At 71.6% G+C, this 19,331-nt stretch carries 19 protein-coding genes; 7 read left to right on the forward strand and 12 right to left on the reverse strand.

Going from position 1 to position 19,331, the window contains the following annotated elements; translation table 11 throughout:
* Window positions 1-12: 12 nt before the first annotated feature.
* The 5 genes from hmgA (at window position 13) to ACE7GA_RS03810 (ending at window position 7,010) form a co-directional block, all read left to right on the forward strand.
* Complete coding sequence (hmgA, locus tag ACE7GA_RS03790) at window positions 13-1,368, forward strand: homogentisate 1,2-dioxygenase (RefSeq protein WP_376095845.1); 1,356 nt, start codon at window positions 13-15, stop codon at window positions 1,366-1,368.
* 70 nt (window positions 1,369-1,438) lie between these two features.
* Window positions 1,439-2,743, forward strand: a complete 1,305-nt coding sequence (fahA, locus tag ACE7GA_RS03795) for a fumarylacetoacetase (RefSeq protein ID WP_376095847.1) — start codon at window positions 1,439-1,441, stop codon at window positions 2,741-2,743.
* Window positions 2,744-2,782: 39 nt separating this feature from the next.
* On the forward strand, window positions 2,783-4,153 hold the full coding sequence (locus tag ACE7GA_RS03800) for an aldehyde dehydrogenase family protein (protein WP_376095850.1): 1,371 nt from the start codon (window positions 2,783-2,785) through the stop codon (window positions 4,151-4,153).
* Window positions 4,150-5,331 (forward strand): NAD(P)/FAD-dependent oxidoreductase, encoded by a 1,182-nt coding sequence (locus ACE7GA_RS03805; protein ID WP_376095852.1) that lies wholly within the window; start codon window positions 4,150-4,152, stop codon window positions 5,329-5,331. Before ACE7GA_RS03800 ends, ACE7GA_RS03805 begins: the two co-directional genes overlap by 4 nt.
* 35 nt (window positions 5,332-5,366) lie before the next feature.
* Window positions 5,367-7,010 carry an NAD(P)/FAD-dependent oxidoreductase gene (locus ACE7GA_RS03810; RefSeq protein WP_376095855.1) on the forward strand — a complete coding sequence of 548 codons (1,644 nt, stop codon included), beginning with the start codon at window positions 5,367-5,369 and terminating at the stop codon, window positions 7,008-7,010.
* Window positions 7,011-7,055: 45 nt separating this feature from the next.
* Here the strand turns inward: ACE7GA_RS03810 and ACE7GA_RS03815 are convergent, their stop codons facing one another.
* Together ACE7GA_RS03815 and ACE7GA_RS03820 are read right to left on the reverse strand one after the other, a co-directional pair.
* Window positions 7,056-7,724 (reverse strand): RraA family protein, encoded by a 669-nt coding sequence (locus ACE7GA_RS03815; RefSeq protein ID WP_376095858.1) that lies wholly within the window; start codon window positions 7,722-7,724, stop codon window positions 7,056-7,058.
* Window positions 7,724-8,695, reverse strand: a complete 972-nt coding sequence (locus tag ACE7GA_RS03820; RefSeq protein WP_376095860.1) for a Bug family tripartite tricarboxylate transporter substrate binding protein — start codon at window positions 8,693-8,695, stop codon at window positions 7,724-7,726. The genes ACE7GA_RS03815 and ACE7GA_RS03820 overlap by 1 nt, the downstream gene beginning before the upstream one ends.
* A gap of 129 nt (window positions 8,696-8,824) precedes the next feature.
* Here ACE7GA_RS03820 and ligD point away from each other — a divergent pair, with 129 nt between their 5' ends.
* Window positions 8,825-11,383 carry a non-homologous end-joining DNA ligase gene (gene ligD, locus ACE7GA_RS03825; protein ID WP_376095863.1) on the forward strand — a complete coding sequence of 853 codons (2,559 nt, stop codon included), beginning with the start codon at window positions 8,825-8,827 and terminating at the stop codon, window positions 11,381-11,383.
* On the opposite strand, the gene ACE7GA_RS03830 is transcribed toward ligD, so the two are convergent.
* From ACE7GA_RS03830 to ACE7GA_RS03855, 6 genes are all read right to left on the reverse strand, one after another.
* The gene (locus ACE7GA_RS03830; protein WP_376095866.1) at window positions 11,350-12,372 is read right to left on the reverse strand and encodes a D-cysteine desulfhydrase; all 1,023 of its coding nucleotides are present in this window, start codon (window positions 12,370-12,372) and stop codon (window positions 11,350-11,352) included. The two genes, ligD and ACE7GA_RS03830, sit on opposite strands and share 34 nt — an antisense overlap.
* Before the next feature lie 90 nt (window positions 12,373-12,462).
* Window positions 12,463-13,455, reverse strand: coding sequence for a magnesium transporter CorA family protein (locus ACE7GA_RS03835; protein WP_376095870.1), 993 nt, complete (start codon window positions 13,453-13,455; stop codon window positions 12,463-12,465).
* 102 nt (window positions 13,456-13,557) lie between these two features.
* The gene (mtnC, locus tag ACE7GA_RS03840) at window positions 13,558-14,271 is read right to left on the reverse strand and encodes an acireductone synthase (RefSeq protein ID WP_376095873.1); all 714 of its coding nucleotides are present in this window, start codon (window positions 14,269-14,271) and stop codon (window positions 13,558-13,560) included.
* Between the two features lie 8 nt (window positions 14,272-14,279).
* On the reverse strand, window positions 14,280-14,822 hold the full coding sequence (locus tag ACE7GA_RS03845) for an acireductone dioxygenase (RefSeq protein ID WP_376095876.1): 543 nt from the start codon (window positions 14,820-14,822) through the stop codon (window positions 14,280-14,282).
* Window positions 14,819-15,451 carry a methylthioribulose 1-phosphate dehydratase gene (locus tag ACE7GA_RS03850; RefSeq protein ID WP_376095879.1) on the reverse strand — a complete coding sequence of 211 codons (633 nt, stop codon included), beginning with the start codon at window positions 15,449-15,451 and terminating at the stop codon, window positions 14,819-14,821. Before ACE7GA_RS03850 ends, ACE7GA_RS03845 begins: the two co-directional genes overlap by 4 nt.
* 72 nt (window positions 15,452-15,523) lie before the next feature.
* On the reverse strand, window positions 15,524-15,796 hold the full coding sequence (locus ACE7GA_RS03855) for a twin-arginine translocase TatA/TatE family subunit (protein WP_376095882.1): 273 nt from the start codon (window positions 15,794-15,796) through the stop codon (window positions 15,524-15,526).
* Between the two features lie 369 nt (window positions 15,797-16,165).
* Here ACE7GA_RS03855 and ACE7GA_RS03860 point away from each other — a divergent pair, with 369 nt between their 5' ends.
* A complete protein-coding gene (locus tag ACE7GA_RS03860) occupies window positions 16,166-17,176 on the forward strand; it encodes a TerC family protein (protein ID WP_376095885.1) in 1,011 nt (336 codons plus the stop codon).
* Between the two features lie 60 nt (window positions 17,177-17,236).
* On the opposite strand, the gene ACE7GA_RS03865 is transcribed toward ACE7GA_RS03860, so the two are convergent.
* The 4 genes from ACE7GA_RS03865 to ACE7GA_RS03880 all read right to left on the reverse strand — a co-directional run bounded on the left by ACE7GA_RS03865 (window position 17,237) and on the right by ACE7GA_RS03880 (window position 19,321).
* Window positions 17,237-17,755 (reverse strand): CHAP domain-containing protein, encoded by a 519-nt coding sequence (locus ACE7GA_RS03865; RefSeq protein ID WP_376100085.1) that lies wholly within the window; start codon window positions 17,753-17,755, stop codon window positions 17,237-17,239.
* 81 nt (window positions 17,756-17,836) lie between these two features.
* A complete protein-coding gene (locus tag ACE7GA_RS03870; RefSeq protein ID WP_376095888.1) occupies window positions 17,837-18,163 on the reverse strand; it encodes a hypothetical protein in 327 nt (108 codons plus the stop codon).
* Between the two features lie 323 nt (window positions 18,164-18,486).
* Window positions 18,487-18,939, reverse strand: coding sequence for a WYL domain-containing protein (locus ACE7GA_RS03875; RefSeq protein WP_376095891.1), 453 nt, complete (start codon window positions 18,937-18,939; stop codon window positions 18,487-18,489).
* A gap of 49 nt (window positions 18,940-18,988) precedes the next feature.
* Window positions 18,989-19,321 carry a hypothetical protein gene (locus ACE7GA_RS03880; protein ID WP_376095894.1) on the reverse strand — a complete coding sequence of 111 codons (333 nt, stop codon included), beginning with the start codon at window positions 19,319-19,321 and terminating at the stop codon, window positions 18,989-18,991.
* Between the last annotated feature and the right edge of the window lie 10 nt (window positions 19,322-19,331).

The following is a 19,331-nucleotide window of genomic DNA, read 5'->3' on the forward strand; positions in this document are numbered from 1 at the left end:
GAGGTTCCGCCCTTGAACGTCTCCCTTTGCCCCGAAAGCACACGAAACGCCCGGGCCGCGACGCAGCTCCACCCCGGCTACCTGTCCGGCTTCGGCAACGGCTTCGAGACGGAGGCCCTGCCCGGCGCCCTCCCGGTCGGCCGCAACTCCCCGCAGAGGCCGGCCTACGGGCTGTATGCGGAGCAGTTGAGCGGTTCCCCCTTCACCGCCCCGCGCACGACGAACGAGCGGTCCTGGCTGTACCGCATCCGCCCGACCGTCGCGCATTGGGGCGCCTTCCAGCCGGCGGAAATCGGCCTGTGGCGCACCGCCCCCGTGGCGGAAGTCGACCTGCCGCTCGCCCCCATGCGCTGGGACCCGATCCCCTTGCCGGAGCAGCCGGTGTCCTTCCTGGAGGGCATCCGCACCATCACCACCGCGGGCGATGCCTGCGCCATGGCCGGGATGGGGTCGCACGTCTACCTCATCACCCGCTCGATGGAGGACGAGGTCTTCTACAACGCCGACGGCGAGCTCCTCTTCGTCCCCCAGCAGGGCGACCTGCGCCTCCACACCGAATTCGGCATCATCGGGATCGAGCCGGGCGAGATCGCGGTCATCCCCCGCGGCGTGAAGTTCCGCGTCGAGCTCACCGGCGGCCCCGCCCGCGGCTACCTGTGCGAGAACTACGGCGGCGCCTTCACCCTGCCGGAGCGCGGCCCGATCGGCGCCAATTGCCTGGCCAACCAGCGCGACTTCCTGACGCCCGAGGCGACCTACGAGGACCGGGAGGTCCCGACCGCGCTTTACGTCAAGTGGGGCGGCAAGCTGTGGCGCACGGAGATCGGCGCCTCGCCGCTCGACGTCGTGGCGTGGCACGGCAACTACGCACCCTACAAGTACGACCTGCGGAAGTATTCACCCGTCGGCCCGATCCTGTTCGACCACGCCGACCCGTCCATCTTCACGGTGCTGACCTCGCCTTCCGAGACACCGGGCACGGCGAACATCGACTTCGTCATCTTCCCCGAGCGGTGGCTCGTGGCCGAGAACACCTTCCGCCCGCCCTGGTACCACATGAACGTCATGAGCGAGTTCATGGGCCTGGTCCACGGCGTCTACGACGCCAAGACCGGCGGCGGCTTCGTCCCCGGCGGCTTCTCGCTGCACAACAGCATGCTGCCGCACGGCCCGGACATGGACGCGTTCGAGAAGGCGTTGAACGCAGACCTGAAGCCGCACAAGCTGGAAGGCACGCTGGCCTTCATGTTCGAGACGCGGTTTCCGCAGAAGGTGACGCGGTTCGCCGCGGAGTGCCCGCAGTTCCAGCGGGACTACACGAACTACGGTGCCCCGATCCGCCGGCACTTCGACCCGACGAAGCCCTGAACGACGCGCCGAACCATGCCAGGGGCCGGGGTCCGCACGATCCCGGCCCTTTTCGCGCCAGAGGACACGCATGACGACGACCGATGCCACGCATGACCCCGGCCTCACCTCCTGGGTCGCCTCCGCCAACGGCCACGCCGAGTTCCCGATCCAGAACCTGCCGCTCGGCGTCTTCTCGGTCAGCGGCGGGTCGCCACGCGCCGGCGTCGCCATAGGCGATGACATCCTGGACCTGACGGAAGCGCTGCGCCTCGGCCTCCTCGCCGGAGAGGCCGCGCGCGCCGTGGAAGCGACGGCCGACGGCACGCTGAACGGCCTCATGGGTCTCGGCGCGGGTCCACGGCGTGCGCTGCGCGCGCAACTGTCGCACCTCCTGGCCGAGGGCACGCAGCCCCGCCCGCACCTGCTGCACCGCTCGTCGGATGTCACGCTGCACCTGCCCGCACGGATCGGCGACTACACCGACTTCTACGTCGGCATCCACCACGCGACGAATGTCGGGAAGATCTTCCGCCCCGACAATCCGCTGCTGCCGAACTACAAGTACGTCCCGATCGGCTATCACGGCCGCGCGTCGTCCGTCCGCCTGTCCGGCACGCCGGTCACGCGCCCGAACGGCCAGCGCAAGCGCGCGGAGGATCCCACGCCGTCCTACGGCCCCTGCCGCAACCTCGACTATGAATTGGAGATGGGCATCTGGATCGGCCCGGGAAACGATCTCGGCACGCCCATCCGTATCGGCGACGCGCCGAACCACGTCGCGGGCTACTGCCTTCTCAACGACTGGTCCGCGCGCGACGTCCAGGGTTGGGAGTATCAGCCCCTTGGTCCCTTCCTGGCGAAGAACTTCCTCACGACGGTCTCGCCCTGGGTCGTCACGCCTGAGGCCCTCGCGCCCTTCCGGATCGCGCAGGCGCCGCGGGCCGAAGGCGATCCGGCGCCGCTCCCCTACCTGTCGGACGGCGCGGACCAGGCCACCGGCGCCTTCGACCTGGAACTGGAGATCACCATCCTCACGCCGAAGATGCGCGAGGCCGGCCTGCCCCCGCACCGCCTGTCGCTGTCCAACATGCGCCACATGTACTGGACGGCGGCGCAGATCGTGACGCACCACGCCTGCAACGGATGCGACCTGCACCCGGGCGACCTGCTGGGCACCGGCACCCTCTCTGCGCCGGATCCGACCGGCCTTGGCTCGCTCCTCGAGACCTCCCGCGGTGGCAAGGAACCGGTGCGCCTTCCCTCCGGCGAGGAACGCCGCTTCCTGGAGGATGGGGACGAGGTCGCGCTGCACGCCCGGGGCCGGCGCGAGGGCTTCGCGACGATTGGCTTCGGCCCCTGCCTGGGCACGGTCCGCCCCGCCCCGGGCATCTGATGCTGGACGCGCGGCGGGCCGCCGGATAACGCCGGGCCCATGGACGGCCCCGCCCCGCCCGCGCATGGCGCGATCCTCGATGCGCTTCGCGCGCACCTCGGCACCGGCGCGCTGCGCCCCGAGGCCGCGCGCCGGGCCGCGCTGATCCGCCTGCGCGACGCGCTCGAAGCATCGGAACCCGACCTCCTTGCGGCGCTGCACGCCGACCTCGGCAAGCCAGCGGTCGAGGCCTGGGCGTCCGAGATCATGCTGGTCCGCCAGGAACTGGCCGTGGCGCTCCGGAAGCTCCGCGGCTGGATGGCGCCGCGGCGTGTGGGGGTGCGCTGGTTCCAACTGCCCGGCCGCGCCTCCGTCGTGGCCGAGCCGCGCGGCGTCGCGCTGATCCTCGGCCCATGGAACTACCCGGCGCAACTCTGCCTCATGCCCCTCGTCAGCGCGGTCGCGGCGGGCTGCGCGGTCGTCCTGAAGCCCTCCGAACTCGCGCCCGCCACCGCCGACGCCATCGCCCGCCTGATCGAGCGCGCCTTCGATCCGGACCATGTCCGCTGCGTCACCGGCGGGCCGGAGGTCGCGCGCGCGCTGACCGTCCTGCCCTTCGACCACGTCTTCTTCACCGGCTCCACCGGCATCGGCCGGCAGGTCGCGGAGGCCGCGGCGAAGAACCTGGCGACGGTCACGCTGGAACTCGGCGGCGTGAACCCCTGCATCGTGGATGCCAGCGCCGACCCGGCCGTGACCGCGCGCCGGATCGCCTGGGGCAAGTTCCTCAACGCCGGCCAGACCTGCCTCGCCCCGAACCATGTCTGGGTGGAGGAGAGCAGCTTCGACGCCCTCACCGCCGCGCTGCGCGACACGCTGACCCGCTTCTACGGCCCCGACGGGCGGGGGATGCAGCGGATCGTCAACGCCCGCCAGTTCACGCGTCTGCGGGACATGCTGGACGCGGGCCGCGTCCTACACGGCGGCATGGCGGACGAGGCCGCGCTGCACATCCCGCCAACGATCCTGGCCGACGCCGACCCCGCCCTGCGCCGGGAGGAAATCTTCGGCCCGATCCTGCCGGTCATCCCCTACCGCGAACTCGACGCCGTCCTGGCCGAGATCGCCGCGGCCCCGCCCCCGCTCGCCGTCTACGTCCACACCCGCGACCGCGCCCTGGCCGACCGCGTCACCGCCGCCACCCGATCCGGCGGCGTCTGCGTCAACGACACGCTGGTGCAGGCGACAGTGCCGGAACTCCCCTTCGGCGGCGTCGGCGCCTCCGGCCAGGGCCGCTACCACGGCCGCGCGGGGTTCGACGCCTTCTCCGACCAGCGCGCGATCTTCCGGCAGCCCGCGGGCGTGGACCCGCCGATGCGCTACCCGCCGATCAAGGCGCCGCTGTCGCTGCTGAAGCGCCTGATGGGATGACGGGATACGACGCGATCGTCCTCGGCGCCGGCGCGGCGGGGATGATGTGCGCGGCTTCCGCGGGGCAACGCGGCCGCCGCGTGCTGCTGCTGGACCATGCGGAGGAGCCCGGGAAGAAGATCCTCATCTCCGGCGGCGGGCGCTGCAACTTCACCAACCGCGACACGGCCCCGGACCGCTTCCTCTCGGCCAACCCGCATTTCGCCCGGTCCGCCCTGTCCCGCTACACCGCCCAGGACTTCATCGCGCTGGTGGACCGCCACCGCATCGCCCACCACGAGAAGACGCTGGGCCAGTTGTTCTGCGACGGCTCCTCCCGCCAGATCGTCGCGCTGCTGCGCGCCGAATGCGACGCCGGCGGCGTGGACCTGCGCGCCGGGCACCGGATCACGAACGTCTCCCGCGCCGATGCCTTCACCGTGCAGACGGACCACGGAGCCTTCACCGCCCCGGCGCTCGTGCTCGCGACCGGCGGCCTGTCCATCCCGAAGATGGGCGCGACGGGCCTGTCCCTCGACCTCGCCCGCCGCTTCGGCCTGGCCGTGGTGGAGCCGCGCCCCGCCCTCGTTCCCCTGACGTTCGGGGAGGACTGGCTGGCGCTGATGCGCCCCCTTGCGGGCGTCTCCCTGCCCGTCGAGGCGCGCACGGGGCGCGCGGCTTTCCGGGAGGCGATGCTCTTCACCCATCGCGGCCTCTCCGGCCCCGCGATCCTGCAGGTTTCGTCCTACCTCGCGACCGGAGCGCCGATCACGCTCGACCTCCTCCCCGGCACCGACGCCGCGTCCTGGCTGCTGTCCCGCAAGCGCGACCGGCCGCGCGCGGAGGCCCGCACGGTGCTGGCCGAACACCTCCCCGCCCGCCTCGCGAACGGCCTGGCGGAAACCCGCCTCGCCCACCTCGCCCGTCCCGTCGGGGAGCTGCCGGATCGCGCACTGCGCGACGTCGCCGCTTTCCTCAACGCGCTGACGCTCAAGCCCGCGGGCACGGAAGGCTACGCGAAGGCCGAGGTCATGGCGGGCGGCGTGGATACGCGCGCGCTGGACCCGCGGACCCTGGCCGCACGGGATGTGCCCGGCCTGCACGTGATCGGGGAAGCCGTGGACGTCACGGGCTGGCTCGGCGGCTACAACTTCCAGTGGGCCTGGTCGTCGGGCTGGTGTGCCGCGCAAAGCGTTTGAGTCCGCGAACGCCGCGCCCCATATACCCGCAGACGATGTTGCGACTTCACGAGATCAAGCTCCCGCTGGACCATGCACCCGAGGCGATCCGGGACGCGGCGCGCACGCGCCTCGGCGTGCCGGATGCCGCGCTACGCGACGTCACGGTCTTCCGCCGCGGCCACGACGCCCGCAAGCGCGGCGCGATCATGCTGGTCTACACGCTGGACGCGGAGGTCGAGGACGAGGACGCCGTGCTCCGCCGCCTCGGCCCCAACGCGAAGGTCGGAATGGCGAAGGACACCTCCTACCGCCTGCCCGCGCCGCCCCCGTCCCTGCGCCACCGCCCCGTCGTCATCGGCGCGGGTCCCTGCGGCCTCTTCTCGACGCTCATCCTCGCCGAGATCGGCCTGCGCCCCATCCTGATCGAGCGCGGTCCGATCGTCCGGCAACGCACGAAGGACACCTGGGGCCTCTGGCGCCGGAACATCCTGAATCCCGAGGCCAACGTGCAGTTCGGCGAAGGCGGCGCCGGCACCTTCTCGGATGGAAAACTCTGGTCCGGCATCGGCGATAGCGAAAACCGCATCCGCAAGGTGCTGGAGGAACTCGTCGCAGCCGGCGCGCCCGATGAAATCCTCTACGTCTCCAAGCCGCATATCGGCACCTTCCGCCTCGTCACCGTCGTTGAGACCATGCGGGAGAAGATCGAGGCGCTCGGCGGCACCTACCGCTTCGACACGCGCGTTGATGGCATGGAGCTGGACGCCGACCGCCGCATCCGTGCCCTGCGACTGTCGGACGGCACGGTGCTGGAAGCCGACCACGTCGTGCTGGCCGTCGGCCACTCGGCCCGTGACACCTTTACGATGCTCCACGAGGCCGGCGTGGACATGGTGGCAAAGCCCTTCTCGATCGGCGTCCGCATCGAGCACCCGCAGGGCCTGATCAACACCTGCCGCTTCGGCCCGCAGGCCGGCCACCCGCTGCTCGGCTCCGCGGACTACAAGATCGTCCACCACTGCCGCGACCCCCATGCTGGTAAACGGGGCCTCGACGGCCGTTCGGTCTATTCCTTCTGCATGTGCCCCGGCGGCCGCGTCGTCGCCGCGGCCTCCGAGCCCGGCCGCCTCGTCACGAACGGCATGAGCCAGTACCGGCGCGACGAGCGCAACGCGAATGCCGGCATCGTCGTCTCCGTCACGCCCGAACGCGACTACCCCGGCAGCCCGCTCGCCGGCATCGCGTTCCAGCGTCGCTGGGAGGAAGCGGCCTTCCACGCCGGCGGCGGTGACTACCGCGCCCCCGCTCAGCGCGTGGGCGACTTCCTGGCGGGCCGGCCATCCACGGAGTTGGGGGAGGTCGTGCCCTCCTACCTCCCCGGCGTGACGCCGACGGACCTGTCGCTCTGCCTCCCCGACTTCGCGGTCGCCGCGATCCGCGAGGCCCTGCCGGCCTTCGAACGCCAGATCCCCGGCTTCGCCATGGCCGACGCCGTGATGACGGCGGTCGAAACCCGCACCTCCTCCCCCCTCCGCCTCCGCCGGGGCGATGACGGGCAGAGCCTGAACACGCCAGGCCTCTTCCCCTCCGGCGAGGGCGCGGGCTTCGCGGGGGGCATCCTCTCGGCCGCGGTGGACGGCATCAAGCAGGCCGAAGCCGTCATCCGCTCCCTGCACGGGGCCTTGGTCACGGCGTAGCACCCCGGGGATGCGGGCCGCCCCAAGCCACCCACACCTGGCCGTTCACACCCGAACGATGCTGGCCTCGACCTGCGCACCGGCGCCCGTGATGTCATGGAGCCGCTCGCCGGCGCGAAGCCGGGCGAGCAGGGCAGGCTCGCGCTCCTGCCGGCGCAGTGCCTCGTCGGTGACCCAGTCCAGCTGATCAGGCCGCAACACAACGATCCCGCTCTCATCGGCAAGGATCGCGTCGCCGGGGTTCACCGCGACCCCGCCGCAGGACACGGGTACGCAGAAAGAACCGGAGAGGCCGAGCCGCTTCAGCGTGATCGGGGAGGGACCGCGGCACCAGACGGGCAGCCCGATATGCCGGATCTCCTCGAAGTCCGTCGCCGTCCCGTCCACCACCACGCCGACCACGCCGGCGACATGCGCCGCCACTTCGACGACCCCGCCCCAGCCGGCGTGCCGGTGGTCCCCGGCCCGGTCGAGAACGAGGAAATCGCCGGGCCGCGCATGCCCGACCGCGTAGTGGTTGATCGTCCCGTCCACCGGCGGGACGAGGACCGTCACGGCCGTGCCGGCGACCCGCCGGCCGGGGATCACGGCGGTGATCGCCGGGTCCATGAACCCGGAATGCAGGAAGTGCCCGATCGTCGCGGTCTCGCATTGTGCCAGCCGCGCCAGCCGCTCCGGCGCGATCGGCTCCGGCAGGGTTCCGACGCGGAACATCAGCCCGCGCGCCCCAGGCCCGAGGCCCGCAGCAGGGTCGCGTAGATCGGCGCTTCCTGACGGAGCGTCGCGTCGACCTGTTCCGGCGTCCTCTCGTCCGGATCGATCCCGAGGTCGGCGAGGCGCCGCCGCATCTCCGGCTCGCGCCCGATCTCCGTCATGTGCCGCGCGAGCGTCTCGATCACGGGCCGCGGCGTGCCGGCGGGGGCGAAGAGCCCGTTCCAGGTCGTGAAGACCGCGTCGGGATAGCGCTCCGCCAGTGCGGGTACGTCGGGAAGCTGCGGCATTCGCCGCTCCGACGTCACGGCCAGAGCCCGCAGGGAACCGGACTGCACGTGTGGCAGCATGTCGGCGGGGTTTCCGAACAGCGCCTGCACCCGCCCACCGACGAGGTCGCCGAGCATCTGCGGGAAGCCGGGATAGGGCACGACGGTGATGTCGATCCCCGCCCGCTGGGCCAGGAGCACGGGTGCGAGATGGCTTGATGTGCCGAGCGACGAGGAGGCGGCGTTGACCGTACCGGGGTTAGCCCGCGCCCAGGCGATGAAACCGTCGAGGTCGCGGGGCGGGATGTCCCGGTTCACCGTCATCAGCATGCCGTTGCTGCCGACGATCGAAACGCCCTGGAACTCGCGCAACGGGTCGTAGGACAGGGCCTGGAGCAGCGGCGCCGAGAGGAACGCGCCTCCCCCCGCGAAGAACAGGGTGTGCCCGTCGCGCGGAGCCCTCAGCACGACTTCAGCCCCGATCGCCGTGTTGCCGCCGGGACGGTTCTCGATGAGAACGGATTGGCCGAGGATCGTGGAGAGACGGGCGCCCCACAGCCGGATCAACGTATCCGTCGCGCCGCCGGGGCCGTAGGGCACGATCATGCGGATCGGGCGCGTCGGCCAATCCCGCGGCTGGGACACGGCGTCGCCGGAAGCAAGCACTGTCCCGAGAACGAGCGAGCCGAGGTTTCGCCTTGTCATGCGAGACATTGTTTTTACTCCCGCGTCTGATCGAGCCTAGCCCTCACCCGGACCCGTAACAATGCTGCCTCCGACGCTGCGAGGGCATGCGGCGGAACCCGAGGCAGGAGCAAACGTTCCCGCCACGTCATGGCCGGCGCCCTTTCCGACTACCACGCCAAGCGCGACTTCGCCCGCACCGCCGAACCGCGCGGCACGGTCGCGCGTCGCCGCGGCAAGGCGCTCCGCTTCGTCGTCCAGAAGCACGACGCGACCCGCCTGCACTACGACTTCCGCCTGGAACTCGATGGCGTCCTCAAATCCTGGGCCGTCACCCGCGGCCCCTCCCCCGATCCCGCAGACAAGCGTCTGGCCGTGCAGGTCGAGGACCACCCGCTCGACTACGCCGACTTCGAGGGCAGGATCGCCGAGGGTTACGGGGCCGGTACCGTCCTGCTCTGGGACAGCGGCACCTGGGAACCGGGCGGCACCGATCCCGCGAAGGACCTGGAAGCCGGCCGCCTGTCCTTCACCCTGCACGGCGACCGCATGACGGGCGGCTGGCACCTCATCCGCATGCGCCCGCGCGGGAGGAACCCGAAGCAGCAATGGCTGCTTGTGAAGGATGACGACGAGGCCGCGCGGCCCGGCGAGGCCGAGGCCTTCCTCGCCGCCGACACCTCGGTGAAGTCTGGCAAGACCCTCGAGGACCTCGGCGGCAAGCCCGCGAAACCGGCGCCCGCGAAGCCCAGGGCCACAGCCAGGCCGAAGCGACCGCCTGCCCCGAAGGACCACAGCCCGCCCGCCACGATCGAGGGCGTGCGCCTCACCCACCCCGAAAAGCGCCTTTGGCCCGAGGACGGCATCACCAAGCGCGCCCTCGCCGACTACCTCGTCGCCGTCGCCCCGCGCCTGCTCGCCTGGATCGCAGGCCGCCCGCTCTCCCTCCTCTCCGCGCCCGATGGCATCGGCGCGGCCACCTTCTTCCTCCGCCACGCCTCCCGCGGCACGCCACGGGACCTCAGGCCGATCCGCACGCGCGACGAGGAAAAACCCTGGCTCGCAGCGAACGACGTCGCCGCGCTCCTCTCCCTTGCCCAGTACAACATCCTGGAAATCCACCCCTGGCCCGCGCGCGGCGACCGCATCGCGCAACCCGACCGCCTCGTGCTCGACCTCGACCCCGGAGACGACGTCCCCTTCGCCGAGGTCGTCCGCGCCGCCCATCTCTGCCGCGAACGCCTGGCCGCCGCCGGCCTGACCCCGTTCTGCAAGACCACCGGCGGCAAGGGCCTGCACGTCGTGGCGCCCGTCGCAGGCGCGACCTGGCCGCGGCTGCTCGCCTTCGCCAAGGCCACCTGCACGGCGCTGGCGGGGGAGATGCCGGACCGCTTCACGGTCAGCGTTGCCAAGGCCGCCCGCCCCGGCCGCATCTATCTGGATTACGGCCGCAACGCGCGCGAGGCCTCCGCCGTCGCCGCCTATTCCCCGCGCGCGCGCGCCGGCGCCACCGTCTCGACGCCCCTCGCCTGGGAGGAGGTGACGGAGGCCCTGGACCCCCACGCCTTCACCATCCGCACCCTGCCCGACCGCCTGTTGCGCCCCGATCCCTGGGCCGCCTTCGACGACGCCGCGCGCCCCTGCCCCCGACCAGCCGCCGCTGATACTGCCCTACCGGTTGGCCTCGAGCGTCGGCCACGCCGCCGGGCGCGACACGCCATCCGCCGGCACGAAGTTCGTCCAGCTCCGGCAATCCACCAGCACCCAGCCCGGGGCGGGCGGTCCGCCGCCCTCCACCTCCGGGCAGCGTCCCGTGCCGGCGAGCCAGCGGCCCTGCGCCTCCCAGCGCTCCCGCTCCGCGCCGGCTTGCGCGGGGTTCTGCCAGCGCTCCCACCGCACCCGCCCCAGGCCGCGCGCGAACCAGAAGCGCTCGAGGTGATGGCTGGCCGCCGGGTCGGGATGGCTGAAATGGTCGCTGACGATCATCTCCGCGCGGAACCGCCCGGCGGGGCGGCCCGAGGCGAGCGCGGGCATGTCGATGGTCTGGCGGGTCCAACGGGTCAGCGCGCGCGAAAACCCCGCCGGGCAGGCGCGGGGCGAACGAGCGATACCCAACTCCGCGATCGCCTGCCCGTCGCCCGGCCCGAAGAACAGCCACCCCGGCGCCAGCGCCCCCGTGCGGCAGGCCGGCCCGATGAACCACTGCACCCCGCCGCCACCATCCTCGGTCAGGAGCGCGACTGCGGTGTCGCCCTGCACCACCGCCGCGTCGCCACCATCCGCGCCCGGATCGAAGCGGCCGAAGGCGCGCCGGGCATCGGCGCCGAAATCGAAGGTCATCACCGCGACCTGCCGGCCGAGCAGCGTCGCGAGATAGGCATCGGAGGCCTGATAGCCCTGCGGCAGCGCGCCCGCCTGCGCCGTCGCGGGCCAGTCATGCTTGCGGTAGCCGAGAGGGTCGCCCTCCCGCACCGGCCGGCGATGCGTGCAGCGCGGCTCCGTCGGCAGGAGGCCCGGCACGACCCGCCCCGACGGGTCGATGCAGTTCGACTGCACCAGGAAGTCCAGGGCCGGCGCCATCCGCCCGTCCTGCGCCGGCGCTGCCCCCGGCCCGGCCGCCAGCGCGATCGCCAGCAGCGAGGCAGCGAGGTGGCGAAGCCGCACGGCCCGCGCCCTCAGTCCCGCGGCAGGTCGAAGGCGTCGGGATAGCCGAACAGCCCGACCTGCCCGCCGGTGTGGAGGAACACGATGTTCTCGCCCGTTTTGAACTGCCCCTTGCGGAGCAGGTCCAGCAGCCCCGCCATGCCCTTCCCGGAATAGACGGGATCCAGCAGGATGCCCTCCATCCGCGCCAGCAGCTTGATCGCCTCGACCATTCCCTCGGTCGGGATGCCGTAGCCCTGGCCCACGTAGTCGCAGTTGGCGCGCACGTGCTCCGCCCGGATCGTGCCGGCCGGCAGCCCGATGTGGTCCGCGGTGCGTTGCGCCAGCGCCAGCACGTTCGCCTCCTGCTTCTCCCGCGGCGCGCGCACGCCAATGCCCAGCAGGTTGATGCCGGAGTTCAGCCCGACGAGCCCCGCGACCAGCCCGGCCTGCGTGCCCGCGCTCCCCGTCGCGTGCACGAGGTGATCGATGCGCAGCCCGATCTCGTTCGCCTGGTTGACCAGCTCAAGCGCGCAAGTCACGTAGCCCAGCGTGCCCACGGGGTTCGAGCCGCCGCCCGGGATGACGTAGGGCTTGCGCCCCGCCTTCCGCAGGTCCTCGGCGACGACCTCCATCTCCGCCTGCATGTCCGCGCCGCCGGGACGGCGGGAAATGGAGGCGCCGTGCAGCCGGTCCATCATCACGTTCGCCGACTGCGTGTAGGCCGGGTCGGTGTAGCCCGTCCGGTCCTCCAGCAGGATCTGGCACTCGATCCCGAGCTTGGCACAGGCCGCCGCCGTCTGCCGCGCATGGTTGGACTGCGTGGCGCCCTGCGTGATGACGACGTCCGCGCCCTGCGCCACCGCATCGGCCATGAGGTATTCCAGTTTCCGCGTCTTGTTCCCGCCCGTGGACAGCCCCGTCGCGTCGTCCCGCTTGATCCAGAGCGTCGGCCCGTCACCGTTCGGGAACAGGTGCTTCGTCAGCCGCTCCATCGGCTCCAGCGGCGTCGGCATGTGGCCGAGGCGGATGCGGGGGAAGCGGGCGAGGTTCATGCGGATTTTTCCGTGGTCTGGACGTCCGCCTTCCTTACCCCGCCGCCCCGCGGCGGGGGAGGGCCCAGGCGGCGCCGGCGCCGCGGCGTCCTACAGCCACCCCTTCCGCTTGAAGAAGAGGATCGGCAGCACCGCGCTGGCCACCATCAGCAGCAGCGCCCAAGGGTAGCCCGCCACCCAGTCCAGCTCCGGCATGTGCTTGAAGTTCATCCCGTAGATCGAGGCGACGAGCGTCGGCGGCATCAGCGCCACCGACGCCACGGTGAAGGTCTTGATGATCCCGTTCTGGTCCATGCCGATGATGCCGAGCACGGCATCCAGCAGGAACTGCGCCTTGGCGTTCATCGTATTCGCGTGCTCGCCGAGGGAGCGGATGTCGCGGACCAGCGTCTTGATCATCGCCTGGTTCTCCTTCCGCACGGCGTTCGCCTTCTCCGCGCCGACGAAGGTCATGATCCGCGTCAGGCCGAGCAGCGTATCCCCCGCGCGGCTCGTCACCTCGCCGACCTGGCCCAGCGTGATCAGCGCGTTGCGCAGGTCCACGTCGCGGCGGTTCGCCTTGATGCCCGTGTGCCGGGCGTTGCGGAACGTCGTCTGGCTCGCGCGGTCCATGTCCGCGCTGGTGCGTTCCAGGATGTCGGCCAGTCGGTCCACGATCTGCTCGAACAGGTGCAGGATCACGCCGTCCGGCGTGCGCAGCAGCGGCCCCGCCTGCTTCTTCACCCGCAACGCGAAGGTGGAGAACGCCTTGGGCGTCGCGTAGCGCACCGTCACCAGCACCGTCGGCGCCAGCACGAAGGTGATGTTCGTCGAATCATACTCCCCTTCGTCCGCGCCGTAGAGGAAGGGCGCGGTGAGGAAGAGCGCGTCGCCTTCCTTGTAGAGGCGAGAGGAGGATTCGATCTCCTGCATCTCCTCGCGCGTCGGGATCTCCAGGCGAAGCGCCTCCTGCACCGCCCGTTCCTCCTCGGGAGTCGGATTCAGCAGGTCGATCCAGACGGCATGCGTCAGGTCGTCGGCCGCGTCCAGCAGGCCGCCCCGCACGTCGCAGGTGTTCTCGCGCAGGGTGTAGGTCGTCAGCATGGGTGCAGGTCCGCTCGCGGGCGGTGGAAGAGGGCCGCTGGCGGGCAGGGCGCCCGGAAGCGTCGCGACGGGAAATCCCGGCCCAAGGGGGTCGGGAGAAGTTCAGGCGGCGTCGCGTGCCGGCTCGTCCGGCATCGGCAGGCCGAAGCGCGTGGCCACGTCGGGGAAGATCGAGCAGGCCGGATGCCGCCCGCTCTCCGCCGTACCGTCGGCCGCACGGACCAGTTGGCAGGTCGCCATGCCTGCGGCCCGCGCCGCGTCCAGTTCCTCCGCCACGTCCGACAGGAACAGCACGTCGCCGGGCCGTTCGCCCAGCGCCGCGGCGATCGCGGCGTAGGACGCCGCCTCCCGCTTCGCGCCGGTGCGCGTGTCGAAGAACCCGTCGAACAGCGGCGTCAGGTCGCCCGCGACCGAATGCCCGAACAGAAGCCGCTGCGCCGCGACCGAGCCGGAGGAGAAGACGGCCAGCCGCACCCCCGCCGCGCGCCAAGCCCGCAGGCAAGGCGTCACGTCGGGCCAGAGGTGCCCGACGACCTCCCCGCCCGCGAACCCCTGCCGCCAGATCAGGCCCTGGAGCGTCTTCAGCGGCGTGACCTTCTCGTCCCGCTCCATCCAGCCGCGCAGCGTCACCGCGGGGTCCTGCCCCGGCGCCAGCGCCCGCACGTCGTCCAGGATGGCAGCGACCTCCGGCTCGCCGGCACGTTCGGCCAGGAACCCGTCGAGCGCCCGCTCCGCGTAGGGAAACAGCGTCTCCTTGACGAAGGCGATGGCGCTCGTCGTGCCCTCGATGTCGGTCAGGACCAGGCGGACCGACATCAGGCGGGTCAGGCCGCCGTGGCGGCGGGGAAGCGCTCCGCCATGTCGGTGCCCGTGTAGTGCGGCGTCCAGCCCGTGGTGTCCGTGAAGACCCGCAGCACGGTGAAGTTCGGTGCCGTCCCCGCGTCGAACCAGTGGGTCACGTTCGCCGGCACCGAGATCAGGTCGCCCGCCGTGCAATGCGCGTCGTAGACGCGCCCGTTCACGTGTAGCACGAAGTTGCCGCTGCCCTCGTGGAAGAAGCGGACCTCATCCTCCGTATGCGTGTGCTCCGACAGGAACTTCGCCCGCATCGCGTCCTTCATCGGGTGCGAGGGGTCAAGCTTGATGACGTCCGCCGTCCCAGCCCCCGTCTCGCCCATGAAGGCGTCCAGGCGTGGCCTGTAGGCCGCCAGCACGGAATCAGCGTCGGCCCCCTGCGGCAGCGCGGCCACGGGCCACTGCTCGAACCGCACGCCGATCGCGCCGAGCTCCCGCGCGATCTCCGCCTTGTCCGTCGTGTCGAGCGCCACGGCATTCGTGTCCGCGGCGTGGATGATCAGCCGGCTCATCGCCCCAACCCTCCTCGGCTGGCCAGTTCACAGGCCAGCATGAATTCCAGACCCTCCAGGCGGGCCAGCGCGGCCTCCATGTCGGGCGCCCATACATAGGCCCCGTGGCCGCGGATCACATAGCCCGGAGGGATGTCCCCCCCGCGTGCCGCCATGCCGTCCCATCGGGCCTCGACCGCACGCTGCAGGCGGGCGATGTCCTGGTCGTTGTCCAGCACCGGCACGTCCACCGCCGCTTCGTGCGTCGGCAGGCCTGGAAAGGCCTTCAGCAGCTCGTACCCCTCCAGCCCGATCGCATCCCCCGCCGCCCGGGACAGCACCGTGTTCGCGACGGAATGGCCATGGACCACGGCCCCGACATTCGGGAAGCGGCGATAGGCCCCGCAATGCAGCCCCGTCTCCGCCGAGGGCCGGAGCGTCGGGTCCTCCGGCTGCCCCTCCAGGTCCACCGCCATCACGGCCTCGGCGGTCAGATAGGCCTTGTGGAAGCCTGACCGGGTGATCGCGACGCGCCCACCCGCCAGCCGTACCGAGATGTTGCCCGCCGTCGCCGGCACCCATCCCTGCTCGGCCAGCCGCCGCCCCGCGCCGACGATCGCGCGGACCGCATCCTCCGGGATCGGGCGCATCTCGGACCCCCTCACGCACGACGCCGGCGCCCGCCTTTCGGCGAGCACCGGCGCGTTGGTTCAAACGAGGCCCTAGACGGGCTGGGAGGGCTGGCGGACGACCGTCTGGGTCGCGCCGGGCTGTGCCGCCTGGCCCGTGGTTCCGGGCGCCGGCAGGTTGCCCGTCGTCGTGGTCGGCGTCGTGGTCGCCGCCATCGAGGCATCGTCCTCCTCCCGCATGTTCTTGCGGAAGGACTTGATGCCGGTGGCCAGGTCACCCATCAGCCCGCTGATCTTGCCGCTGCCAAACAGGAGCAGCACGACGAGCAGGACGACGAGCCAGTGCCAGATGCTGAACGAACCCATGGTGAAGCCCCGAAAATCCGTGTGCGGCCGGCGGATGCCCGGCACCGTGTTCCGGCGCGGACACTAGGCCCGCGGGCCCCCTGCCGCCTAGGGGCACATGGCGCGTCGCGCGGCCCCGGGCAATGGGGGAGGGCGGGAAACATGGACGTTCGTTCATTTCCGCTTGCAACCCAGGCGGCGCTGCTGCACTAAGGCCTAGAGATCCGGGCCCCTCTGGCGCCTGCCGTCTGCCATTGACCCCGGGCCGGAACGGTCCAGCATGGGAATGGCGAGGCGGCACGGCGCGATGTCGGATCGCGTGCAACGCGCGCGGTCAGGCCCGATATCCCCCGAAGGCCCGACTGCGCCAGACACAGGGACCCACCGCGCATGGGCGCGTCACCCACCTTCTGGCTGGTCTTCAACGCCGGCGTACTCCTGATCCTGCTCTTCGACCTCGGCGTCTTCTCGAAGAAGCGTGCCGACGGCCAGGCCGAGGAGGTGCCCGTCCGCACCGCCCTCATCAAGTCCGGCATCTACGTCCTGCTGGCCCTCGCCTTCTTCGTCTACCTCCGCATGACCTACGGCGCGACGCCGGAGGAACGCACGACGAAGTCTCTCGAGTTCCTCACCGGCTACATCATCGAATGGTCGCTGAGCGTGGACAACATCTTCGTCTTCGTCCTGCTCTTCGCGAAGTTCGGCGTGCCCGCCGCCTACCAGCACCGCGTGCTGTTCTGGGGCATCCTCGGCGCGCTGGCCATGCGCGCGGTGATGATCCTCGTCGGCACCTCGCTGCTGCGCGAATTCGACTGGATCATGATCATCTTCGGCCTGTTCCTCATCTACTCCGGCTGGAAGATGCTGAAGTCCGTCTCCGCGGAAGGCGAGGAGGAGGTCGGCGGCCAGAAGATCCTGGCCTGGATGCGCGCCCGCCTTCCCGTCACCGACGAGTACAAGGGCAACCGCTTCACCTGGCGCGAGGGCGGCAAGTTCTTCCTCACCCCGCTCGCCCTCGTCCTGATCATGGTGGAGCTGACCGACCTCGTCTTCGCGCTGGACAGCATCCCCGCGATCTTCGCCGTCACGACGGATCCGTTCATCGTCTACACCGCGAACGTCTTCGCGATCCTCGGCCTGCGCGCGATGTACTTCGCCCTCTCCGGTGTCATCCACCGCTTCAAGTACCTCAAGCACGGCCTCTCGATCGTGCTGATGTTCGTGGGCGCCAAGATGCTCGCGAACTACTTCGCGGGCGGGAAGGCGGTGCCGGTGGAATACGCGCTGATGCTGACGGGCTCGATCATCGTCGGCTCGATCGCGCTGTCGCTGTGGAAGACCCGCAACGAGCCGCCGCACGGGCCGGAAGTCGGCCCCGTGACCCCGGCCGCGAAGGGCTGAACGGGATGGGGGCCGGAGCGATCCGGCCCCCCCCACAGGCGAACCGCGCCCGCGACCGCTCTACGGCGCCCCGTCCGCAGACGCCCACCGCCTGCCCGCATGGATGAACCCATAGGCCGGGTAGGCCGTGTTCCCCACCGCGCCGATCGGCGGATACCAGACCCGCACCCGCGACCAGTCGCCGCGTTCCGACACGTCCACCACCGCCTGGTCCCGCGCGACGCGCCCGCGGTCGCTCCCCGTTGCCCAGTTCGCGTGGTCCACCCGGATTTCCCGCGCGCTCACGACGCGCGACACGACGGAGACGTGCCCGTCCGGCAGCCGCGACGTCCGCTGGAACACGAGCACGGACCCGACACGCGGCCGCGCCCCGCGGTCATAGCGACCCGCCGCGGCCTCCCACCACTCCCAGGCATTGCCGCGCAAGTCCAAGCCCGTCCGCGCGCGGGCGTAAGGCACGCAGTAAAGGAACCCGCTGCCGGACTCGTATCCGCTGCTCAGCCCCGACCCGCCGCGCGTGCCCCCGCACCCCGACAGCAATACGGCCAGGGACGCGAGCAGCGCCCCCTCCGAAGCCACATCGCCCAAAAATCCCCCTGGACCTCCCCCGAGGTCCAGGTCGCACGCTACCGCAACGTCCCCGCGCGAGTCAGCAGCGGATCACCGCCCGCGCAACGCCGCGTCCAGCGCGTCCCGCGTCGCCTCGAAGGCTGCGAGGCTCTGGCGCGCCCGCTTCGCGCCGGCCGCGTCGCTCGTGTCCACGTCGCTGACGGCCTCCGCCGCGGCCTCCGCGCCCTCGGCGAAGGTCTCACGCATGGCCTCCAGCCACTCCTTCACCGTCTCCTCGTCCCCGGCCTCGCGCAGGCCGTCCACCACGCCCTGAACCTCCCGGGTCATCCGGTCCGCGGTCGCGCCACGCTGGAGGGTCTCGCCCAACCGCTTGATCGCGGCCTTCTCTGGCGAAGGGGGGCGGGGGGCTCGGGCCATCGGGGTCTCCCGGCCGATGGACGGCCTGGTTCGGGTGGGGGCCGGTCGCCCGGTCGCGGCCGGCGAGGCAGGAACCCCGGCCGCGACGACGATCGCCGGGTCCGGCGCGAGGTGCACGGACGAGGCCCCCGCGGTCAACGCCTCCCCGGGAACCTCAGCGCCCGGCACACCATCAGCACCGGCCGTCTCCTCGCCCACCCGCAGGGTAGCGGCCGGCACGGGCAACGCGAGGTGCACGCCCGCATTGCCGCCGCCCGCAGACCCTGCGTTCGACCCATCATCCAAAGGTTGAGGCTCCGGGGCCTGCCCGCGCTCCGGCGCGCTCAGGCCCCCAGGCGAAAAGGGTCGGGGACCGCCGCGACCGGGATCGCCGGCTCCAGCGCCGCCTCCCGCGGCGGCACCTCCGCGAGCGGCGCGCCGATACCCTTGGTCCAGGTCGCCTCCGCCTCCCGCGGGCGCGGCGCGAAGGTCGCGCGCAGGACCTGCGCGTCCTCGATCCGCGCGATGTCGAACAGGCGCCACCCCTCGCCAGGGTTGCCCGGGCCGCGCGCCAGCCCCGCCGTCTGCCAGGTCAGCAGCCCCAACTTGCCCGTCCCGGTCTCGCCGAGGGCATGCGGGTGCACGACGCGCCAGGCGCCGCCATACAGCACCTCGAGTGCCCGGCGCTCGTGCACGGCATGGGACAGCCGCTCGACGCGGCGGGCCATCACCTCGGGCGGCAGTTGGGGGGCGGGGAGCCGGGTCACGGCGCGACGCCCAGCAGGGGTCTTGCGCATGCACGGGATATGGTGATCGGCACCCCTGTTTTCCAGCCTGATCAATCGTTTAGGTCCCGTCCGGACCCGCGCCGAGCGCCTCGAACCAAGCCGCATAGGGCGTGTTGCGGACCAGCTTCCGGTTGAGGTCCGGCGCCCCATCATCCCACCAGACCGGCCCCCGCTCGCCGAGCGCCACCTTCGCCCGGTCCACCGCCGCCCGCGCGTCCCGCAGCGCCGCTGTACCGCCTGACCGCAACGCCACCCCGACCGCGCGCCGCGCCGCCATCAACTCCCGCGTCAGCGAAGCGCGCCGCTCCTCGGGCAGCGACGGATCGGCCATGCGCCACAACCGACCGCGGACGACGAAGTACCGCCCGTCCCGCGTGACGGGATGCCGCATCAGCAGATCG

The organism is Roseomonas sp. CCTCC AB2023176, from assembly GCF_042259275.1.
GTDB lineage: Bacteria > Pseudomonadota > Alphaproteobacteria > Acetobacterales > Acetobacteraceae > Roseomonas.